This is a genomic window from Bacillus sp. AFS088145 (genome assembly GCF_002564465.1).
Lineage (GTDB): Bacteria > Bacillota > Bacilli > Bacillales > Bacillaceae_G > Gottfriedia.
This window is the reverse complement of record NZ_NUUX01000037.1, coordinates 1-18,695: the sequence shown is the minus strand read 5'-3', so window position 1 is coordinate 18,695 and position 18,695 is coordinate 1. Positions and strand designations below refer to the sequence as shown.

Here is an 18,695-nt window from a genome sequence, read left to right as displayed (position 1 = left end):
TATCCCATAGGAGTCGAGCCCCCTTTCGTTCCAATCAACTTATGCATCAATAGAAGTTTACACTATAAAGATTCTAAAATAATCATTTGCAGTTACAAATATCCTTATATTAATCAAATTGAAAGCCATAATTCATTCGGACATTTGCTACGCATTAAAATCGATTCACCCAAGTTTTCTTGTAATTAGCGACCTTATTTGCAGTTAACCCGATTTTATTTACAGTTTTGACTTTTTTTTATTGCAGATTTGTTATTTTTATTTGCAGTTATAGCATTTTTATTTGCACTTTCACATTTTTAAAATACACTTCATTTCACCACGACAAACAGGCATCGCTATACTCGATGCCTGTTTCGCTTCATTGTAGAATGATAGATTAGTATTCTAGTTTCCACATATATCTTCTTTTTGTCAGTGGATGATTACGAGCAATTGATAATTGTTCTGCGTATGTTCGGACTACACCTGTAATTAGCATTGGGTTAAAGTAGTCAACTACTTCTTTTGCGATGACAGAGCCTAATCCAAAGTCTTTTGCATCAACTACAGTCGTTTTTGCATCGAAGCGATTTAGGAATTCTAGTGCTCTTGAATCCATTGCTCTTGTGCGGCCATCATTCATTAATAGTAGGAATGGTACACCTTTGTCTACGATTTCGAAAGGTCCATGGAAGAATTCACCATCGTGGAAACTTCCTGAGTTGATCCATTGCATTTCCATTAGTAAGCAGATTGAAAAAGCATATGCAACTTCGTAAGTTGCGCCACTAGACATTACGTAAATATTTGGTTCATCTTTATAAGCTTCGGCAAATGCTTTTGCTTGTGGCAGGACCGTCTCTACTGACGATTCAATTAGAGCATAGATTTTTGAGAAGCCATCTAACATTTTATCGTAGTACTCATATCCTTCAAACTGATTGAGTATTTCAACTGCAAGGCCAAGAACCTTCGTCATTTTTTCTAATTTAGCTGCATAGTTTGCTTCCCAGCCATGGTATACAACATAATCAGCATCTTTTGTTATAGCAGCATCCTCAACATGTGTAACCGCAATTACATGTGCTCCTAGCTCTTTTGCTTTTGAAGTGGCTGTGACAGTTTCCGGAGTAGTGCCACCTAATGAGCATGTGATGACGATACTCGTTTCATCAACGGAAACCGGAGTAGCGTAGTTAAATTCATTCGCTGTAAAAAGGCTTGTACGAACTTGCTTCGCGTTTCCTTCTAAGAAATATTTTGCTGGATATAAATCCGCCTTTGAAGCACCACATCCTACAAAAAATACACTCTTAATATCAGGCTGTTTTTCTTGGATTTGTTTAATTATGTACTTTAATTCCACTTGTTTCTCCTCCAATAAAGTTAATTTTTATAGATTTTACATATATTGTTCAAAAGCCTTCATATTTCTAATGTCATGACTAGCGGGGTCTTTAAAATACCTAGCATCCGTAATTTCTTGCGCTAAATAACCTGTATAACCATTCTTTTTAAGCGTCATCAAAAATTCTTTCAAGTTGTGAGTGCCATCACCCCAGATAAGATGTCCATAAGGATTTCCATCAACAAAATGCATATGGACAATTTCGCTACCAAAAATATCAAACCAGTCCTGCAATGTTTCACCTGCTACTCCCATTGCTGTCGTATCAATGAGAATCTTCAAATTAGGATGGTCAATTTCATCAAACATTCTTTTTGCATCATTAACGGTAATTACAAGATTAGATTCCTCTGGACGTAAGCTTTCCAACGCTAATGTAATCCCTTCACGTTGAGCTACATCAGCTAACCTTGAGAGCATCTCTGGATCGTTTCCAAGCTTCTTCACAATTTTCATCATAGTAGCCCCATCCTGAATTGCACTGCATGATTGGACAGCCTAATTCAGCTGTTGCTTTAATTCCGTTTGAAAAATATTGAAAGCTTTTTTCAAAAATTTCTGGTTTGGAAGCTGCAGACTGATATTGATACATACAGTTTTCTGGTGTAAAAACCTTTACTTCCAAACCTCTTGAGTTAATTTTATGCTTTAGTTCTTTGCAGTCAGAGTAAGTCATTGGATCTAAATAATAATGAGGAACGCCTGTCCAAAACTCCAGGCTTTTAATTCCCGCTGCCACTTGAGCATCCAAAAAATAATCCAATGAGTAGCGCATATAATGGATATTCACCCCGGCTATTTGTTCCCTACTTATTAATGGATTTGTACCCATTATTCATAAACCTTCCCATATCCGAAGGAACCATCAACTAAGCATTGCTTTGAAGAGAAGTCAGCTGCTTTTGCAAGGCTGTCAGTAATGATTTGATCTTCATCTAAAATGCCATCATTTAGTTTGTTTAAGTAGTTCACCATGAAACTAGTAATAAAGGAATCCCCTGCACCCATCGTGTCAATTGCTTTTACAAGCTTTGGTTCCTGTATATAGAATTTAGTTCCATTAAATAATAGAGCTCCTTTTTCTCCCATGGTACATAGCACCAATTTACATCCCATATTTGATACATTTAACATAAGATTAAGCATTTCATCTAATATTAAATGGCTACATGAAAAGTAGGCGTAATCCACTAATGGAGCGATTTCGTTTATTTTATTCTCCGTAAAATCAGATGAAAAATCGAAGCCAATAGGAACACCTAATTCTTTAACTTTTGGTAACTCCTCTTCTGCAAATCCATATAATCCTGAGTGTACTAAATCAAATTCTTTAATATAATTTAAATCTTCAACTGTTAAATTTAATCCTTGTTCCCTTAGTACTCCGCATCGATTACTCCCTATAAATACTCGATCCCCGTCTTTTAGGTTTACTCTTGCACAACCGTTTTCGCCTTCATAAACTCTGCTATGACTAATGTCTAATCCTATTTGGTTAATGCTATCCTGCACATGTTCAGCTTCTTTGTCTGTTCCAAATGCGCCTAGAAATGCAGCCTCCACGCCAAGCCTTTTAGCGTATACCGCGAAATTTAATGCATTTCCTCCGGGATACATTGTGCGAATATGTTCATATTTGTCTACAACATTGTCACCTAATCCTATTACTTTCATCATTTAACCTCACTTATAATACCTTTGATAAGAAATCAATTGTCCTTGGGTGCTTTGGATTTTCGAAAAATTCCTTCGGGTTATTTTCTTCTAAAATTTTACCTTGATCAATGAACAGAATTCGGTCACCCACTTCTTTTGCAAATCCCATTTCGTGCGTAACAACTACCATGGTCATTCCTTCTTTTGCGAGTCCCTTCATTACTGCCAAAACTTCTCCAACCATTTCAGGATCCAAGGCAGATGTCGGTTCATCAAACAACATAACCTCTGGTTTCATAGCCAGTGCTCTTGCGATAGCGATCCGCTGCTGCTGACCACCAGACAAGGATGATGGATATGCTTCAATCTTCTCTAGTAGACCGACTTTTTTTAATAGCTCTATTGCTAAACTCTTTGCTTCTGGCCCCTTCAACCCCTTTACTTTAATTGGAGCGTGGCAAATATTTTGAGAAACATTTTTATGTGGAAAAAGGTTAAACTGCTGAAAAACCATTCCCATTTTTTCTCTTACTTTGTCTATATTGACCTTCTTGGCTGTAATATCTTGCTCATTTACTAAAATGTTCCCGCTTGTTGGTGTTTCCAATAGGTTAAGACATCTAAGGAACGTACTTTTACCAGAACCAGAAGGACCTATTACAACAACTACTTCTCCCTTTTTAATTGTTACATCTATTCCTTTTAAAACTTCACTTTTTCCGAAGCTCTTATGTAAATCATTAACGACGATCACTAGTCTTCAACCTCCTTTCAACAATCCCTAGTAATCTGGACAATGTAAATGTCAATACTAGGTAACCAAGAGAGGCTACTAGAATGGGTTCTAATCCTAGTGCCGTATTTCCCCTAACAATAGTGGTTTCATACATTAGCTCAGCTACTCCGATAACCGATACGATTGAAGAATCCTTAATACTCCCAATAAATTGATTACCTAGTGCAGGCAAGATATTTTTGAATGCTTGAGGCATGATAATATCAAACATCGCGGTTCTCTGACTCATCCCTAAACTTCTTGCTGCTTCCATTTGACCTTTGCTAACTGCTTCAATACCAGATCGAATGGTTTCTGAAATATAGGCTGCGGCATTAAGTGATAAAGCGATTGCACCTACTGCTAAGTCTGGTATATCCATACCGCTAAAAAGAGCAGGTACACCAATGTAAATAATGTAAATTTGAGCTAGTAGTGGTGTACCTCTGATGAATTCTACATAAATGTCTCCAATTAGTTTAACGACTTTATATTTAGAACGTCTTAATAAGGTTAAAGCAACGCCAAGGATACTTCCTAAAACAACCGCTATCAACGCAAGAATGATTGTTAGATAGATTCCTGTTATAAAAAATTGATAATAGGTTCCAAGGAATGAAAAATTCAAGTGACTCCCCCCTTTTGAATATTGTTTTATATGTGATAAACGGTATGATCAAAAGTTTTAGAAAAACGCTTTCATTTGTCTCATATTTAGAATTTAGTTTAATTTTGTTTTACTTTCGACATTGCATCAGTTAACCATTTCTCATATTCAGGCTTTGTTCTATCAATCGTTTTATTAACCGCATCCACTAATGCTTTATCTGAGTCATTAGGCATTGCAATCGCTGCCCCAGCTGTGTCGTCATCAAAAAGAAGTTCTGTTTTTGCTAAGCTAGGATTACTCTTTACAAGTAGCGTAGCAGTTGGACGGTCTACTAAAACTGCATCTACTTTTTTAGCAGCTAAGTCCATTGCTAATTCAGTTGATTTTCCTAATAGTTTTAAATCAGCATTAGGAAATTGCTTTTCTACTATTTGTTCTTGTACAGAAGATTTAATTGCAGCAATTTTCGCATTTTTTAAGCTATCATTCGTCTTAAACTTGTCCAATTCACTTTTTCGAACAATCATTACATGTCGATCCTTATAGTATACGTTCGAAAAGTCAGCATTCTTTTCTCTTTCTTCTGTTGGGCTCATAGCTGAAATAATCATGTCAATTTTTCCACTTTGAAGAGCAACTAATAAACCATCAAAGTCCATATCTTTTATTTCATATTTAACACCTAAATCTTTAGACACTTGATCTAGTAATTTAATATCAGAACCAATAATTTTATCTTTTCCGCCATCAACAGTATGGAATTCATAAGGAGGTGTAGCTGCCATCATCCCAACAACAATTTTGCCTTTTTGCTTAATTCCTTCTAGCCCCGATTTTGATGCTGTTTTTTCAGCTGTTCCACAACCTGCCAATGAGATCGCAAGTAAACCAGATAATGCAATACCGCTTACTTTTTTAACTAATGCTTTTTTCATCTCTTTATTCCCCCTTAGTAGTTTAGTAGAATTTTTTACTTACATAATATACTAATACCATCCAAAACATATAATAACGTTATATAACATTATATTAGTGAATAAGTCCCATAAAGTCAATAATATTTCTGAAAATTTTCAATTAAAAGTCTATTAAAGAAATAAAGAGGTTATATAAGAAAAACTGTTGATCATTACAACAATGACTTGTTCTGTTTCTTCAATTTTAGTTTTACTACGAAACATGCTATCAATATTGATAGAATTCCCTATTCTTAACTAAGGAACTACTTAGGGAATCTGGTTTAATAATGAAAGGAAATAATAGATTAATATAAAAATAACGTACATATTCATATACAAATATGTACGTTATTTCATATATTTTTAATTAATCAAGTTGTTCCCCATTAGTTTGAATAACATTTTGGTACCAATAAAATGAGTACTCTCTGTAGTCTGTTAAAATATAGCTTTTCAACTTAGTACTTCTTCGATCTATATCAGATTTAAATTATAAATAATACCGAATTTTCAGATAAAAAAAAGAGATGCTAATTCAAATATGAATTACATCTCCAAACAATTTACTATTCAATTAAAAGCTAGATCTTAAATATATTGTTCACATTCAATTCTCCAAATCACACTCATTAAGCTGAACAATTTTTGTTCTTTTTATTAGTTTATATCCAATCCATAAAACAAGGAATAATGGCAAACCTATATATGAAACAAGTACACCATTCCAGTCAATTGTTTTACCCATAAATGCTGCATAGTTTTGTCCAAGAATAACGACCCCACATAGGACGAAAGCAAATATTGGTCCGAACGGGAACCATTTCGCTTTATACGGTAGGTCATTTAAATTCTTCCCTTGTGCTACATATGCTTGGCGGAATCGATAATGACAAATTGCTATTCCAAGCCAAGCAATAAAACCAGACATACCTGAAGCATTAAGTAACCAAATGTAAACAACTCCGTCACCATATAGTGAAGCTAAAAATGCTAATGTACCGACTGCCGCTGTAATGATTAATGCATTAACAGGTACACCCCTTTTATTTAACCTACCTAATGCTTTTGGAGCTTTCCCTTGACGAGCCATATCCCACAGCATTCGAGCTGAAGCATACATTCCTGAGTTTCCTGCTGATAAAACCGCCGTTAAGATCACTGCATTCATTACTGACGCTGCAAATGCAATGCCAGCTTTATCAAAAACTAATGTAAATGGACTAACTGCTACATCTCCACTTGCTAGATTATGATTTGTATATGGTATTAGTAGACCTATTACAAATATAGATAATACGTAAAATAATAAAATACGCCAAAATATTTGCCGAGCCGCACGAGGAATATTTCGCTCTGGCTCCTCGCTCTCCCCTGCTGCTACTCCTAATAACTCAGTACCTTGGAAAGAAAATCCAGCTGCCATAAAGATTCCAAGTGTTGCCATAAATCCTCCATGAAAAGGAGCATCACCAACTGTAAAGTTTTTAAACCCTACTGCTTCTCCACCAATAATTCCAAAAACCATTAAAAATCCCGAAATTAAAAAAATGATTACTGTAACAACTTTTATAATAGAAAACCAGTATTCAGATTCTCCAAATCCTTTAACAGACAGATAGTTTAACAGAAAGATTATAATTAGAAATAATGAACTCCATAATAGTGAGGATGTATGTGGTAACCAAAATTTCATAACCATTGTAACTGCAGCTAATTCAGCTGCTATCGTAATTGCCCAGTTATACCAGTAATTCCAGCCAAGTGCAAAACCAAGTGCAGGATCAACGAATTTTGTTGCGTATGTACTAAAAGATCCTGCAACTGGCATATATGTAGCCATCTCAGCAAGGCTTGTCATTAAAAAGTACACCATTATTCCAATCGCTATATATGCCGAAAGAACACCACCTGGTCCTGCATTATGGATTGCACCTCCACTTGCCAAAAATAGACCTGTTCCAATTGTTCCTCCTAGTGAAATCATTGTAATATGACGAGGTTTTAATCCCCGCTTTAACTCTTGAGGCATAGAAGGAATATGATTCTCAGAATCAATGACTGTTATTGTATTTACCGTATTTTTCATTAAAATACTCCTTTTCAGTCGTTTTTTGGATTCGATAATTTTCTGCTTTCTTTAACATCCATTGGCAGGATTAGGAAAAAGTTTGAACATTAGAGAAAATGAGAAGCGAATAGTCGCTTCTCATTTCTTATTTGGAAAAATCAAAATAATTCTTCTTTAATAATCTTTGTTGCTCGATCAACTCATTATATGAAGTTGTTTTACCAAGCAGCTTTGTGTTAATTAAGTATAATTGCTCCTCAATTGCACCAACAGTATCATCTGTTTGATATGTTATTTTACAATCTAAGCAAATGATACATGGTGTTTCTTTAATCTCAATTGCCTTCGTACCATCAGGAAGTTCCCAGTAGACCGTATTTGTTGATTCAACTATATTAGCTGATTCACACCACTGACATTTCATCATTCAGCGTCTCCTTGCGCACTTCCTACTAGTTTTTCACTAACTTGGATTTTTGTAAGCTGTGCTTGGAATTTCTTTTCTTTTAACTCGTCGCGTTTATCGCGCTTATCTTTCAATGAAGCATGCTCTGGGTTTGTTGCATATGTTTTACGAACTTCCATACGTTGTAAACCTTCTGGTACAAGATTGAATTTTGTTTCATTCATCAATCCTGCGATTCCTGCATTGGAACGTTTTTCATCCATATTAGGATAAATTTCTTTAAAGTATGCTTCTGCTCTACCTGGTACGTAATTTTGTGGTTCCGGATAAGTAGTAATTACACCTTCAAAATTACGAAGAACAACTTTATCAGCACTTTGAGAAATTAAGTAATTTGGTTGAAGAGAAATTTTTCCTCCGCCACCCGGTGCGTCTACTACAAATGTTGGTACTGCATATCCAGAAGTATGGCCGCGTAATCCTTCCATAATTTCTAAACCTTTTGAAACAGGCGCACGGAAGTGTCCAATACCTTCTGATAAATCACATTGGTAAATATAATACGGACGAACACGAATTTTAACTAAATCATGCATTAGCTTTTTCATAATTGGTACACTGTCGTTAATTCCAGCCAAGATTACAGCTTGGTTTCCTAACGGTACACCAGCATTTGCAAGCATTTCGCAAGCTCGTTTCGATTCCTCTGTAATTTCGATTGAAGTATTAAAGTGAGTATTTAACCAAACTGGATGATATTTTTTTAAGATATTACAAAGATCTTCAGTAATACGTTGTGGGAATACTACAGGTGCCCTTGTACCAATACGGATAATTTCCACATGTGGAATTTCACGTAAATTTTTTAAAATATACTCTAAAATATTATCGTTAATTAAAAGACCATCCCCACCTGAAATAAGTACATCACGCACTTGAGGATTTTTGCTAATGTAATTAATAGCAGCATCAAGCTGTTTCTTTGGCACTCCCATTCCAATTTGTCCTGAGAAGCGACGTCTAGTACAGTAACGACAGTACATTGAGCATTGATTTGTTACTAAAAATAGGACACGATCTGGATAACGATGTGTTAAACCTGGAACAGGAGAATCTTCATCCTCATGTAGTGGGTCCTCTAAATCATACTTAGTTTTATGAATCTCCGCAGAGATCGGAACTGATTGCATACGAACTGGACAACGTGGGTCATCCGGATTCATTAACGATGCATAATATGGGGTAATGTTTAGTGGAATTGTTTTTGTCGCAATTCGTACCCCATCTTCTTCGTCAGGCGTGAGGTTAATTACTTGCTTTAACTCATCCAATGATTTGATGGTATTTGTAAGTTGCCAAACCCAATCATTCCATTGTTCATCTGTTACATCTTTCCATAATTCAACTTCTTTCCAATGTCTTTTTGGAGCATAGACTGCATTTACCATACTTACATCCCCTTTCAAACTGTTTGTTTTAATATATAGCAAGAGCCGTGCCAAAAATTTACAATTATTTAATAAAAACGCCACAAATATAGAAAATTCAAACTATTCAGCCTGTTTTTTTATTTTTTAAAGTTAAAATCTTAAGTTGCTATCTTCCCAAGATGAATCAAAAATAATAAAACCGCCTAAAATTAGGCGGTTTGGCTATTGAATGAAGTGCTAAAACTAGATTTTTTAGAGATTAAAATGTAGTTTAAACTACGATATTTAACTTTTGAATCTTATATTGAAGAGTTTGCCTAGGTATTTCAAGTAGTGCTGCAGCTTGTTGAATATTAGAATTTGTTTGTAGCAATGCTTGTTTAATAAGCGAAATTTCCATTTCTTGCATTGCAGAACGTAAAGGCTGAACTCCTTTTGTGTCAGTACTTTTCTTAATTTGTTGTAGTTGAATCGGAAGATGTTTAACTGTAAGAGTATGCCCTTCTACCATAATCATAGCATGCTCAATCGTATGCTTTAGTTCTCGGACATTACCAGGCCAATTATATTGGTGGAATAACTCAAATACAGTATGTTCTACATTACGAATATTCTTTGAGAAACGTTCATTAAATTGCTCAACAAAATGAGACGTGAGCAGCTCGATATCATAATTCCTTTCTCTTAAAGGCGGTATGAACAAAGAAAACACATTCAAACGATAATACAAATCCGGTCGCATGATACCGTTTTGAACGCAATCTAAAGGTGATTCGTTAATTGCAGCGATTACCCTTACATTAACTTTACGAGTCTTTTGATCACCTATCCGGCGAACAACTCCATCCTCTAGTACTCTTAATAGCTTGGCTTGAAGCTCTAATGGCATTGAGTTTAGTTCATCTAAAAACAAGCTTCCACCATCTGCAAGTTCAAATAACCCTGCTCGATCTATCGCTCCCGTATAACTACCCTTTGTCGTACCAAATAGTATACTTTCCAATAATGATTCTGGTAAAGCAGCACAGTTTTGAGCAATAAAAGGGCTTTCACTTCTATTTGAACAATGGTGAATTGACTGTACGAAAAGTTCTTTTCCAGTTCCAGTTTCACCAACTACCAGTACTGCAGAGTCTGCATTTGCTACCTTTTCTACTTGATTTTTAACGGCAATTAATGCAGGGTCATCCGTTAATATATCTGAGATCGTATATGAGTGAATTTGTTTAGCTTTTCCTTTTTTCACTTGTGGTTTAATTCTCGCTTGTAAGTCTAAAACCTTCTCACCAAGCGTTTTAATTGTAGAATAATCCTTTGCAATTTCAACAGCACCGATCAATTGATCATCCAAAATGATTGGAATTGTCGTGTTAACTGTATCAATAAAATGGCCTTTAATATTTTCATAGCGTTGAGGCTGTTGTATAATCGCTTGCTTTGTTTCTAGTACTTTCAATAAGGTACTTGTTTCTTTCGTTAAAGAAGGGAAAGCTTCTAGTACATGCTTTCCCAGAACCTCTTCAACTGAAACACCGTCATGGTCAGCCGCAACTTGATTATAAAATATAGTCATTCCATTTTTGTCGACTGCGTGAATTGATTCATCGATACTGTTTAATATGGCACTAATCATTTCATTAGTTGGAATTGTTGCGTTCATTTCATAACCATCCTTTCACTGCCGAAAAATTAGCAATTTGACGCTCATTTTTCGGCAGTATGACATTAAAAGCCTACTTTCGAAAGATCCTTCACCCATACATTCATATCTTCTAATTTATCAAAGATATAGCAGTTGTTTGTCATTCTTCCAGTATACTTATACCCTAATTGATGAAAGGCTGCATTCATTCCATATGATAATGATCGCGCGATCGTATAAGAGCAATAAACTGATTGGCTTACTAAATCCTGTTCCAACTTCTTCATTAACTCTTTCATCAATCCATGCTTACGATGCTCTTCAAGTGTCGCACAATTTGTTAGCTCGGCATTTCTTTGACCGAAGTCCACTTCAGCAGATGCTGCACTTACAATATTTCCATCTTTCTCATAAATCCAATAAATAGTCCCTTCATCCATCGTCTTTTCAACATAAGCGGATTCATTTAAAGGTGTAGGATATACCTTAAAAACTTGACCATATAATTTAGCAAGTTTAGTTGAGTCATTTTTTTCAGCTCTTCGTAAAACATAATCGTCAGGAATTACTTTTTCTTTTGATCGATCACTCTTTAAAACAGCATCTAAAATATCATCTCCAGCAGCCCAATAAAGACTATTTCTTCGATCCTGGCTAGCATATTTCGTAACAAAAAAGCCATCACTACCTTGAAAATAGCCTTTCAAAGCAGATTCAATCATATATCCTGATTGTAAGAAGGAATATAAATGTTCACTTCTTGCTTTAATGATCAGCTTAGTAAATTTGTTTTCTTTTGCTAGTTTTTCTATTCTCTCGATTAGTAGTGATACATTCCCTAAGTAAAAATCGACTCGAATTCGCTCATTAAAATAATCTAAAGCACCTTCGAAATAATAGTTTTCCTGTTGAACTTTAATTGTTTCATAATACTTTTTCGTTTTCATATGCTCCCTCACCTTCTTGTTGTTGGCCCTCAACTCCACACCAGTCAATTAATGTACAGGCAATGATTTCTGCAGCTAAAAACATTTGATCTAAATCAATAAATTCATCTGGGTAGTGAGCTACTTTTGTCTCCCCTGGTCCAAAAACAATCATTGGAATATTTAAAATTTGTGTAAATAATCCACCATCAGTTCCCCATGGTGCAGCTTCAACTACTGGGTTTTGTTTCATTGTTTCAAGATAGTTTCGTTGCAAAGTTTGCACTAATTCACTATCAGCTTCAACAGTACCAGGAACCCATCTTGCTCCAAACCACTCTACTTCTACAGGATTTTCTACGAACCAATCATCAAGATTTTTAATATTATCTATCCAATTCTCAAATTCTATTTTCGCATCTTCTAATCTTTCATTTGGCGCTACTCCGAATCTTCCTTCTAAAGTCACTAAATCAGAAACAGAAGATGGCCATGTTCCACCTTGAATTGTTCCAATATTAATTGGAATCGGAATCGGTACTCCATCATATAACGGATCAGCTATTCGTTCATTTCGTAATTGCTCTAGTTTTTGGATTTGTTGAATGATTAGTACACTTTTTTCGATAGCGCTTACACCTTCGTAACGAGTGCCTCCATGTGCTACCTTACCTTTTACCTTAAGACGGAACCACATTGATCCTTGCTGCTTAATGAAAAACTTCATATTTGTTGGTTCAGGGATAATAACACCATCAGCTGTATATCCTCGCAAAATTGTAGCAAGTGTACCAGCACCACCACTCTCTTCTTCAATTACACTTTGAAAATAAACATTACCTTTTAGTGTAATTCCACTTCGTTTTATTGCTTCAATTGCTAAAATTAGCGCAACATTTCCGCCTTTCATATCAGTTGCCCCACGCCCATAAAGCTTGTTATCTACAACGGTTGCACTGTAAGGTAAGTAAGTCCATTGCTGAATATTCCCTTCTGGAACTACATCAATATGTCCATTTAGGATCATAGACTTTCCTCCGCTCGTTCCTTTAAGCGTAGCAACAATATTAGGACTACCAGTAAAACTATCTCTTGTTGAAATAAAATAAGGATGCTCTTTCATTTCTTTTAGATCTGGTTCCCATACGTCTAAATCCAATTCAAGCTCTCTCAATTTTTCAAGGACAACTGCTTGTGCCTTACTCTCATTACCAGACACACTATTTTCCATTACTAGCTGTTTAAGAAGATCAATTGTTTTATCTTTATTTTCGCTTATATAATCTTGAATAACTTTTTTGTAATGACTCATTCTCTTCACCCTTTTCTATATAAACATTTTTAAATCCGTACTAATTTCTAGTTTCGCACCAGTTTTTTCGATTACATCCTCTACAGTATATGGACTCATTAGTTCTTTAAGCACCAAAGTATCATCGACTACTTCAATGACAGCCATTTCCGTTATGATTAAATCAACACAAGATTTAGAAGTTAATGGTAAACTACATTCTTTCACAATTTTTGGATTCCCAGCTTTATCAGTATGATTCATAACGACTATTACTCTTTTAGCCTTTTGAGCTAAATCCATCGCCCCACCTATTCCTGGTACACGCTTTCCAGGTACAATCCAGTTTGCTAAATCTCCTTTTTCACTAACTTGTAATGCCCCTAGAACTGTTAAATCTAGTAGGCCTCTTCGTATAATGCCAAAAGCAGTAGCACTATCAAAATAGCTAGATCCTTTTAAAACAGTTATCGGAAAACCACCCGCATTACATAAATTTTCATCTTCTTTCCCCTTTTCAGGACTCGGTCCAATTCCCATAACGCCATTTTCTGCATGGAACATAACATGTACATCTTCCGGTAAGTAATCAGGAACAATGGATGGAATTCCAATTCCTAAATTTACGATCATTCCGTTTTTTATTTCCTTAGCAGCTCGCATTGCAATTTTTTGACGAAAGTCTATTCCCATGCCCATTTCCAGTTCACTCCTTCTGATGAAATTATGTAATCAACAAACACACCTGGAGTTACGATTTCCTCAGGATTCAACGAGCCAAGTGGTACGATTTCTTCTGCTTCTACAATCGTAATATCCCCCGCCATAGCCATATGAGGATTCATATTCCTTGCACTCTTGTCAAAAACCAAATTTCCAAATGGATCGGCTTTCTTTGCAAAAATAATACTGACTTCTGCTTTAAGAGCTTCTTCAACTAGAAATTGTTTACCTTTTACAGATACTTTCTCTTTACCGTTTTCTGCCATACTATCAAGACCTACATCTACTAATACCCCTCCAAGCCCCATTCCTCCAGCTCGGATACGCTCTGCTAACGTACCTTGCGGAGAAAATTCTACTTTGAGCTTACCTTCCGTCATTAATTTCCCTGCAAACGGATTCGATCCTATATGAGATGTCACAATTGACTTAATCCTTTCATTCCTTACCATCCTTCCGATACCAATGTCCGGAAATCCAGTATCATTACAAACCAAGTGAAGATCCTTAACTCCACTAGCAAATAATGCTTGAAGTAAAGTTGGCGGTGAACCGACTCCTCCAAATCCTCCAACCATTAGTGTCATGTCGTCATGAAAAAATTGAAGAATTTGTTCCATTGTTGCTATTTTTTTATAAGTATTTTCAACTAAATTCATACGATTTCCCCCTGAGCTGTATAAGTTAGATGGGATTGTTCCATTTCCAATTCTTTTAGACCCTCTGTAAGAATTTGAAGCAATTCATCCAGTTCTCCATAAGTAATCGTTAAAGGTGGTGCAATCATGAAAGCTGAATCTTCTTTTCCGTTTTTTCCAGCAACAGAAGGGTATAAAAGTAAGCCCTTAGTCATTACTTTTTTAATAAAGGAACTTGATTTAATATCATGTATAAATTCAATGCCGATTAACAAACCTTTTCCTCTAACATCTCCTATGTATGGAAATTTCTCTTTTAATCCTTGAAGCTTATTCAACAGATAATTACCTTTTTCTTCTGCGGCCTGTACTAAATTATGTTTTTCAACATACTCAATAACGGCTAATGAAACAGCAGCTGATAGTGGGTTGGCACTAAAAGTATGTCCACTCATTACAAGCTTTGAACCTTGCATAATCGGTTCAATAACTCGATCGCTAGCAATCGTTGCAGCCATTGGTGTATAGCCAGATGTTAATCCTTTTCCAAGCGTAACGATGTCAGGCTGAACACCCCAATGCTCCATTGCAAACATTTTTCCAGTACGTCCAAGGCCAGTCATAACCTCGTCTGCAATCAGTAAAATATCATACTTTTCACAAATAGCTTTAATTCTTTGGTAATAACCTTTAGATGGTACAATCGCACCACCTGCAGCACCGATAATTGGTTCAGCAATAAACGCTGCAATATGTTCAGGGCCAATTCGATCAATAGCTGTTTCCAATTCAGTTGCACACGCTAAATCACAAGATGGATGTTCTAAGTTGAAAGGACAACGATAACAATATGGTGGTGAAACTGAAGGGTAATCCTCCAAGATTGGTACAAATCTTTGACGTCTTAAAGGGTGACCCGACATAGATAGTGCTCCAATTGTTATGCCATGGTAGCTCATCCAGCGTGAGAGGATTTTATTCTTCCCCTTCATTCCCTTTTCTTGGTAATGCTGTATCGCTAGTTTCATAGCAGTTTCTGTTGCTTCCGTACCACTATTAACAAAGAACGTCCAATTTAAATCACCTTGAGTGATATCACTCAGCTTCTTTGCTAACTTCTCAGCAGGTTCACTAGTAAACTGTGAACGATAAACAAAAGAAACTTGTTTTGCTTGTTCAGTCATAACATCAATGATTTCTTCAACCCCATGCCCAATTCCTACAGTAATTGCGCCTGATGAACCATCAATATACCTATTACCATCTTTATCAAATAGGTACACACCCTTTCCATGCGAAATCATAGGGTAATGCTGGCCAAGTAATGGTTTAATTAAATAATCTCTTTCCATTTTTTATCCCCACCCTTCCTTATATAAAACGAAAAAAGCCACACTACTAAATATTGGAAATTTAAATAGAGGGTATTTTTTAGTATTCTTGCTTTCTGAGATACTTCCTTTTTATTTTTTACACTTAATCTCTGTAATCAAAAATTAATTTACTGTTTTTACTTCTTAACAAAAGATTTGTACAGATAGTTGCCCGCCCCAATTGATAGCCATATACATATCTATATAAAGAAAACTCGTTGACTGAAAAACCTTTTAGGTGAAGTCAGAGGCGTAGTTGCACTTATACTTAACCCTTAAAATTGGCAACCACGTCGAGTTAGATTCCCTGCTGCCAATTTATAATTTTTAACGTGAAAAAAATAGGGATCACAATCAGTTGGCGGTGAAGATTAAAAATGGATTTATCAGAGAAAGTTAGAGCTGAGATAGATAGTTTAATAGATAAAATTAAATTGGATCAGAGTGATGATGGATCTTGGAGATATTGTTTCGAGAGTGGTCCTATGACAGATGCCTATATGATTATTATTTTAAGAACGATTGAATGTCATGATGAAGAACTAATTAAGAAACTGGTAAATCGTTTATTAATAAAGCAAGATGTCAGTGGATCCTGGAAGCTTTTTGATGATGACTCAGGAAATTTATCCGTAACTGTAGAAGCTTACACCGCGTTGCTTTTTTCGGGTTATATAGAAATTACTGATGAAAAAATGAAGAAAGCAGAAGCGTTCATTCGTCAAAATGGAGGATTAGAGAGTGTACATGTCTCCACAAAATTTATGCTTGCTTTACATGAATTGTATCCATGGCCCAGTTTTTTTCCAGTCCCTCTCCTTTTAATGAATTTACCAAAGTTTTTTCCTTTGTCCTTCTTTAAATTTAGTTCTTATGTTCGATTCCACTTTGCTCCACTTTTAATATTAGGACATAAAAGATTTACGATTAAAAATAAATGGACACCTACAATACAACATTTGTTTACAAACAATAAATTTAAAGCGACGAATAAAAAGCGGAAATTCTCAAATTTTAAAATGCCTTTCATTAATTCATTATCCAAAGTGGCTATTAAGAAGGCCGAGCAATATATTCTTCAAAATATTGAAAGGGATGGAACATTATCTAGTTATGCCAGCGCTACTTTTATTGGAATTTATGCACTTCTTTCATTAGGCTATCAAGCTACTTCTCCCGTAATTCAAAATGCTGTTTTAGGTATAAAATCTTTCCTATTTGAATTGGAAGATTCCCTTCATATCCAAAATTCCCCTTCGACAATATGGGATACAGCACTTACTAGTTACGCATTGCAGGAAGCAGGTGTGCCAATAAATGATAAAGCGATCGAGTCCGCTTCTAACTACTTAGTCTCTCTTCAACATACACTTGTCGAGAAAGACCATAAGATTTGTTTAGGTGGATGGGGATTTTCAGATAGCAATACTCAAAATCCTGATGTAGATGATACACAAGCAGTCTTAAGAGCAACAACTGATTTCTCTTTAATAGATGACGATTATCGAAAATCTTGGAACGCTGGAGTGAAATGGTTATTTGATATGCAAAATAAGGACGGCGGATGGGCATCGTTTGAAAAAAATAGTAGCAAGTACTTAAAACTCATCTTCCCTATCCAAAATTTTGTTGATACTGCAGTTGATCCATCTACAGCAGATTTGACTGGTCGAACAATCGAATTTCTAGGATCCAAATTAAAATTAAATATGGTTCATCCAAGAATTGAAGATGGGGTTAATTGGTTAATCCATCATCAACACGAAGATGGTTCATGGTACGGTCGTTGGGGAATTTCATATATTTATGGAACATGGGCCGCTATTACTGGTATGAAATCGGTCGGGATCCCTTCAAGTCACCCTAGTATTCAAAAAGCTAATAACTGGCTACTCAATATAAAAAACAAAGATGGTGGCTGGGGTGAATCTTGTAAAAGTGACATAGAAAGAAAGTATATCCCTCTTTCTTATTCAACAATTGTTCATACATCATGGGTTGTGGATACGCTCATTTCGATCAACGATTATCCCACTAGTGAAATTGATGATGGAATCGCAAACATTTTAAACTGGTTAAAGGTCCATGATAAGCGATTGACCTATCCAACAGGTGGAGGATTACCAGGTCATTTTTATATAAATTACCATAGCTATCGTTATATTTGGCCCTTATTGACTTTAAGTCATTATCTAAAAAAATATGAGACAAGTGACTAATTTGCAATTCCTAGTTAAACGCCTTGTCCTTATTTTCCTTAACTGCATATACTACATTGTTGAAAAAATATTTGTGTGTATGTCATTTTAGTTAATGGTTTAAACAATAAAGGAGTGGCTTTATGGGAAATCTTGACCCAAGCTTAATGAGAGAATTTTGTGGTAAAGTTTGTGATCCTCGCAAATTTCCACGCATTTATAGTATTCTTCGCTCATATCGTAAAAATGATTTAAAAAGCCGTGAAGGTGCATGTCATATGATTGATAGATTATCCGATTGCTGCAGTGTATCAATAACTGCGGAACAACGTGAAAACGCGGCTCAATGGCTAATGAATTGTAACGTAAACCCACAAGATCCTGATCACCAAAAAGAAATGTGGAATATGATAAAAAGCAGTAGAAGACGTTCTTGGTTTTAATTAATTGCAGACAGTAATTTTTAATATTTTTTAATATAAAGGGCCTATAAACTTCCTCTTTTGAATTATTTCTAAGAGGGATTTTATAGGCCTCTTTGTGTGGGTGATTTTATAAAAAAATAAGAATATACGATAGATTCCTTATTCAACTATCCTGAAAATATAAA

General features: G+C 35.5%; 16 protein-coding genes and 1 pseudogene. 2 read left to right on the top strand and 15 right to left on the bottom strand.

Translation table 11 applies throughout. The features are described 5' to 3' along the window. Positions 1–379: 379 nt before the first annotated feature. The 15 genes and pseudogenes from COI44_RS19395 to COI44_RS19325 all read right to left on the bottom strand — a co-directional run bounded on the left by COI44_RS19395 (position 380) and on the right by COI44_RS19325 (position 15,866). Entirely contained in the window at positions 380–1,348 is a 969-nt protein-coding gene (locus COI44_RS19395) for an SIS domain-containing protein (protein ID WP_098429401.1), read from the bottom strand. Positions 1,349–1,384: 36 nt separating this feature from the next. Then, positions 1,385–2,165 (bottom strand): annotated as a pseudogene (locus tag COI44_RS24720) (sugar phosphate isomerase/epimerase family protein). A 56-nt stretch (positions 2,166–2,221) separates the two neighbouring features. Next, positions 2,222–3,067, bottom strand: coding sequence for a PfkB family carbohydrate kinase (locus COI44_RS19385; RefSeq protein WP_098429400.1), 846 nt, complete (start codon positions 3,065–3,067; stop codon positions 2,222–2,224). 10 nt (positions 3,068–3,077) lie between these two features. Then, the gene (locus COI44_RS19380; protein ID WP_098429399.1) at positions 3,078–3,800 is read right to left on the bottom strand and encodes an amino acid ABC transporter ATP-binding protein; all 723 of its coding nucleotides are present in this window, start codon (positions 3,798–3,800) and stop codon (positions 3,078–3,080) included. Beyond that, complete coding sequence (locus COI44_RS19375; protein WP_098429398.1) at positions 3,787–4,449, bottom strand: amino acid ABC transporter permease; 663 nt, start codon at positions 4,447–4,449, stop codon at positions 3,787–3,789. Before COI44_RS19375 ends, COI44_RS19380 begins: the two co-directional genes overlap by 14 nt. A 98-nt stretch (positions 4,450–4,547) precedes the next feature. Further along, positions 4,548–5,366, bottom strand: a complete 819-nt coding sequence (locus COI44_RS19370; RefSeq protein WP_098429397.1) for a transporter substrate-binding domain-containing protein — start codon at positions 5,364–5,366, stop codon at positions 4,548–4,550. A gap of 631 nt (positions 5,367–5,997) precedes the next feature. Beyond that, the gene (locus tag COI44_RS19365; protein WP_142329285.1) at positions 5,998–7,419 is read right to left on the bottom strand and encodes an amino acid permease; all 1,422 of its coding nucleotides are present in this window, start codon (positions 7,417–7,419) and stop codon (positions 5,998–6,000) included. 184 nt (positions 7,420–7,603) lie between these two features. After that, on the bottom strand, positions 7,604–7,882 hold the full coding sequence (locus tag COI44_RS19360) for a YokU family protein (protein ID WP_098429402.1): 279 nt from the start codon (positions 7,880–7,882) through the stop codon (positions 7,604–7,606). Continuing rightward, entirely contained in the window at positions 7,882–9,312 is a 1,431-nt protein-coding gene (kamA, locus tag COI44_RS19355; RefSeq protein WP_098429395.1) for a lysine 2,3-aminomutase, read from the bottom strand. The genes COI44_RS19360 and kamA overlap by 1 nt, the downstream gene beginning before the upstream one ends. Positions 9,313–9,565: 253 nt before the next feature. After that, entirely contained in the window at positions 9,566–10,954 is a 1,389-nt protein-coding gene (locus COI44_RS19350) for a sigma-54 interaction domain-containing protein (RefSeq protein WP_098429394.1), read from the bottom strand. Positions 10,955–11,019: 65 nt separating this feature from the next. After that, complete coding sequence (ablB, locus tag COI44_RS19345; RefSeq protein ID WP_098429393.1) at positions 11,020–11,883, bottom strand: putative beta-lysine N-acetyltransferase; 864 nt, start codon at positions 11,881–11,883, stop codon at positions 11,020–11,022. Then, positions 11,861–13,174, bottom strand: a complete 1,314-nt coding sequence (locus tag COI44_RS19340) for a peptidase (RefSeq protein ID WP_098429392.1) — start codon at positions 13,172–13,174, stop codon at positions 11,861–11,863. Before COI44_RS19340 ends, ablB begins: the two co-directional genes overlap by 23 nt. Before the next feature lie 15 nt (positions 13,175–13,189). Then, positions 13,190–13,852, bottom strand: a complete 663-nt coding sequence (locus COI44_RS19335; RefSeq protein ID WP_069032693.1) for a 3-oxoacid CoA-transferase subunit B — start codon at positions 13,850–13,852, stop codon at positions 13,190–13,192. Beyond that, positions 13,837–14,535 (bottom strand): CoA transferase subunit A, encoded by a 699-nt coding sequence (locus COI44_RS19330; RefSeq protein ID WP_098429391.1) that lies wholly within the window; start codon positions 14,533–14,535, stop codon positions 13,837–13,839. Before COI44_RS19330 ends, COI44_RS19335 begins: the two co-directional genes overlap by 16 nt. Further along, positions 14,532–15,866 (bottom strand): aspartate aminotransferase family protein, encoded by a 1,335-nt coding sequence (locus tag COI44_RS19325; protein ID WP_098429390.1) that lies wholly within the window; start codon positions 15,864–15,866, stop codon positions 14,532–14,534. Before COI44_RS19325 ends, COI44_RS19330 begins: the two co-directional genes overlap by 4 nt. 398 nt (positions 15,867–16,264) lie before the next feature. Here COI44_RS19325 and COI44_RS19320 point away from each other — a divergent pair, with 398 nt between their 5' ends. Together COI44_RS19320 and COI44_RS19315 are read left to right on the top strand one after the other, a co-directional pair. Then, complete coding sequence (locus tag COI44_RS19320; RefSeq protein ID WP_098429389.1) at positions 16,265–18,106, top strand: terpene cyclase/mutase family protein; 1,842 nt, start codon at positions 16,265–16,267, stop codon at positions 18,104–18,106. 122 nt (positions 18,107–18,228) lie between these two features. Further along, positions 18,229–18,528, top strand: coding sequence for a hypothetical protein (locus COI44_RS19315; RefSeq protein WP_098429388.1), 300 nt, complete (start codon positions 18,229–18,231; stop codon positions 18,526–18,528). Positions 18,529–18,695 lie beyond the last annotated feature (167 nt).

Bases quoted from the DNA above. Each gene is read 5' to 3' on its own strand.
- COI44_RS19385 (WP_098429400.1), bottom strand. From the start codon at position 3,067: ATGATGAAAGTAATAGGATTAGGTGACAATGTTGTAGACAAATATGAA.
- COI44_RS19370 (WP_098429397.1), bottom strand. From the start codon at position 5,366: ATGAAAAAAGCATTAGTTAAAAAAGTAAGCGGTATTGCATTATCTGGT.
- COI44_RS19365 (WP_142329285.1), bottom strand. From the start codon at position 7,419: ATGCCTCAAGAGTTAAAGCGGGGATTAAAACCTCGTCATATTACAATG.
- COI44_RS19360 (WP_098429402.1), bottom strand. From the start codon at position 7,882: ATGAAATGTCAGTGGTGTGAATCAGCTAATATAGTTGAATCAACAAAT.
- kamA (WP_098429395.1), bottom strand. From the start codon at position 9,312: ATGGTAAATGCAGTCTATGCTCCAAAAAGACATTGGAAAGAAGTTGAA.
- COI44_RS19350 (WP_098429394.1), bottom strand. From the start codon at position 10,954: ATGAACGCAACAATTCCAACTAATGAAATGATTAGTGCCATATTAAAC.
- ablB (WP_098429393.1), bottom strand. From the start codon at position 11,883: ATGAAAACGAAAAAGTATTATGAAACAATTAAAGTTCAACAGGAAAAC.
- COI44_RS19340 (WP_098429392.1), bottom strand. From the start codon at position 13,174: ATGAGTCATTACAAAAAAGTTATTCAAGATTATATAAGCGAAAATAAA.
- COI44_RS19335 (WP_069032693.1), bottom strand. From the start codon at position 13,852: ATGGGCATGGGAATAGACTTTCGTCAAAAAATTGCAATGCGAGCTGCT.
- COI44_RS19330 (WP_098429391.1), bottom strand. From the start codon at position 14,535: ATGAATTTAGTTGAAAATACTTATAAAAAAATAGCAACAATGGAACAA.
- COI44_RS19325 (WP_098429390.1), bottom strand. From the start codon at position 15,866: ATGGAAAGAGATTATTTAATTAAACCATTACTTGGCCAGCATTACCCT.
- COI44_RS19320 (WP_098429389.1), top strand. From the start codon at position 16,265: ATGGATTTATCAGAGAAAGTTAGAGCTGAGATAGATAGTTTAATAGAT.
- COI44_RS19315 (WP_098429388.1), top strand. From the start codon at position 18,229: ATGGGAAATCTTGACCCAAGCTTAATGAGAGAATTTTGTGGTAAAGTT.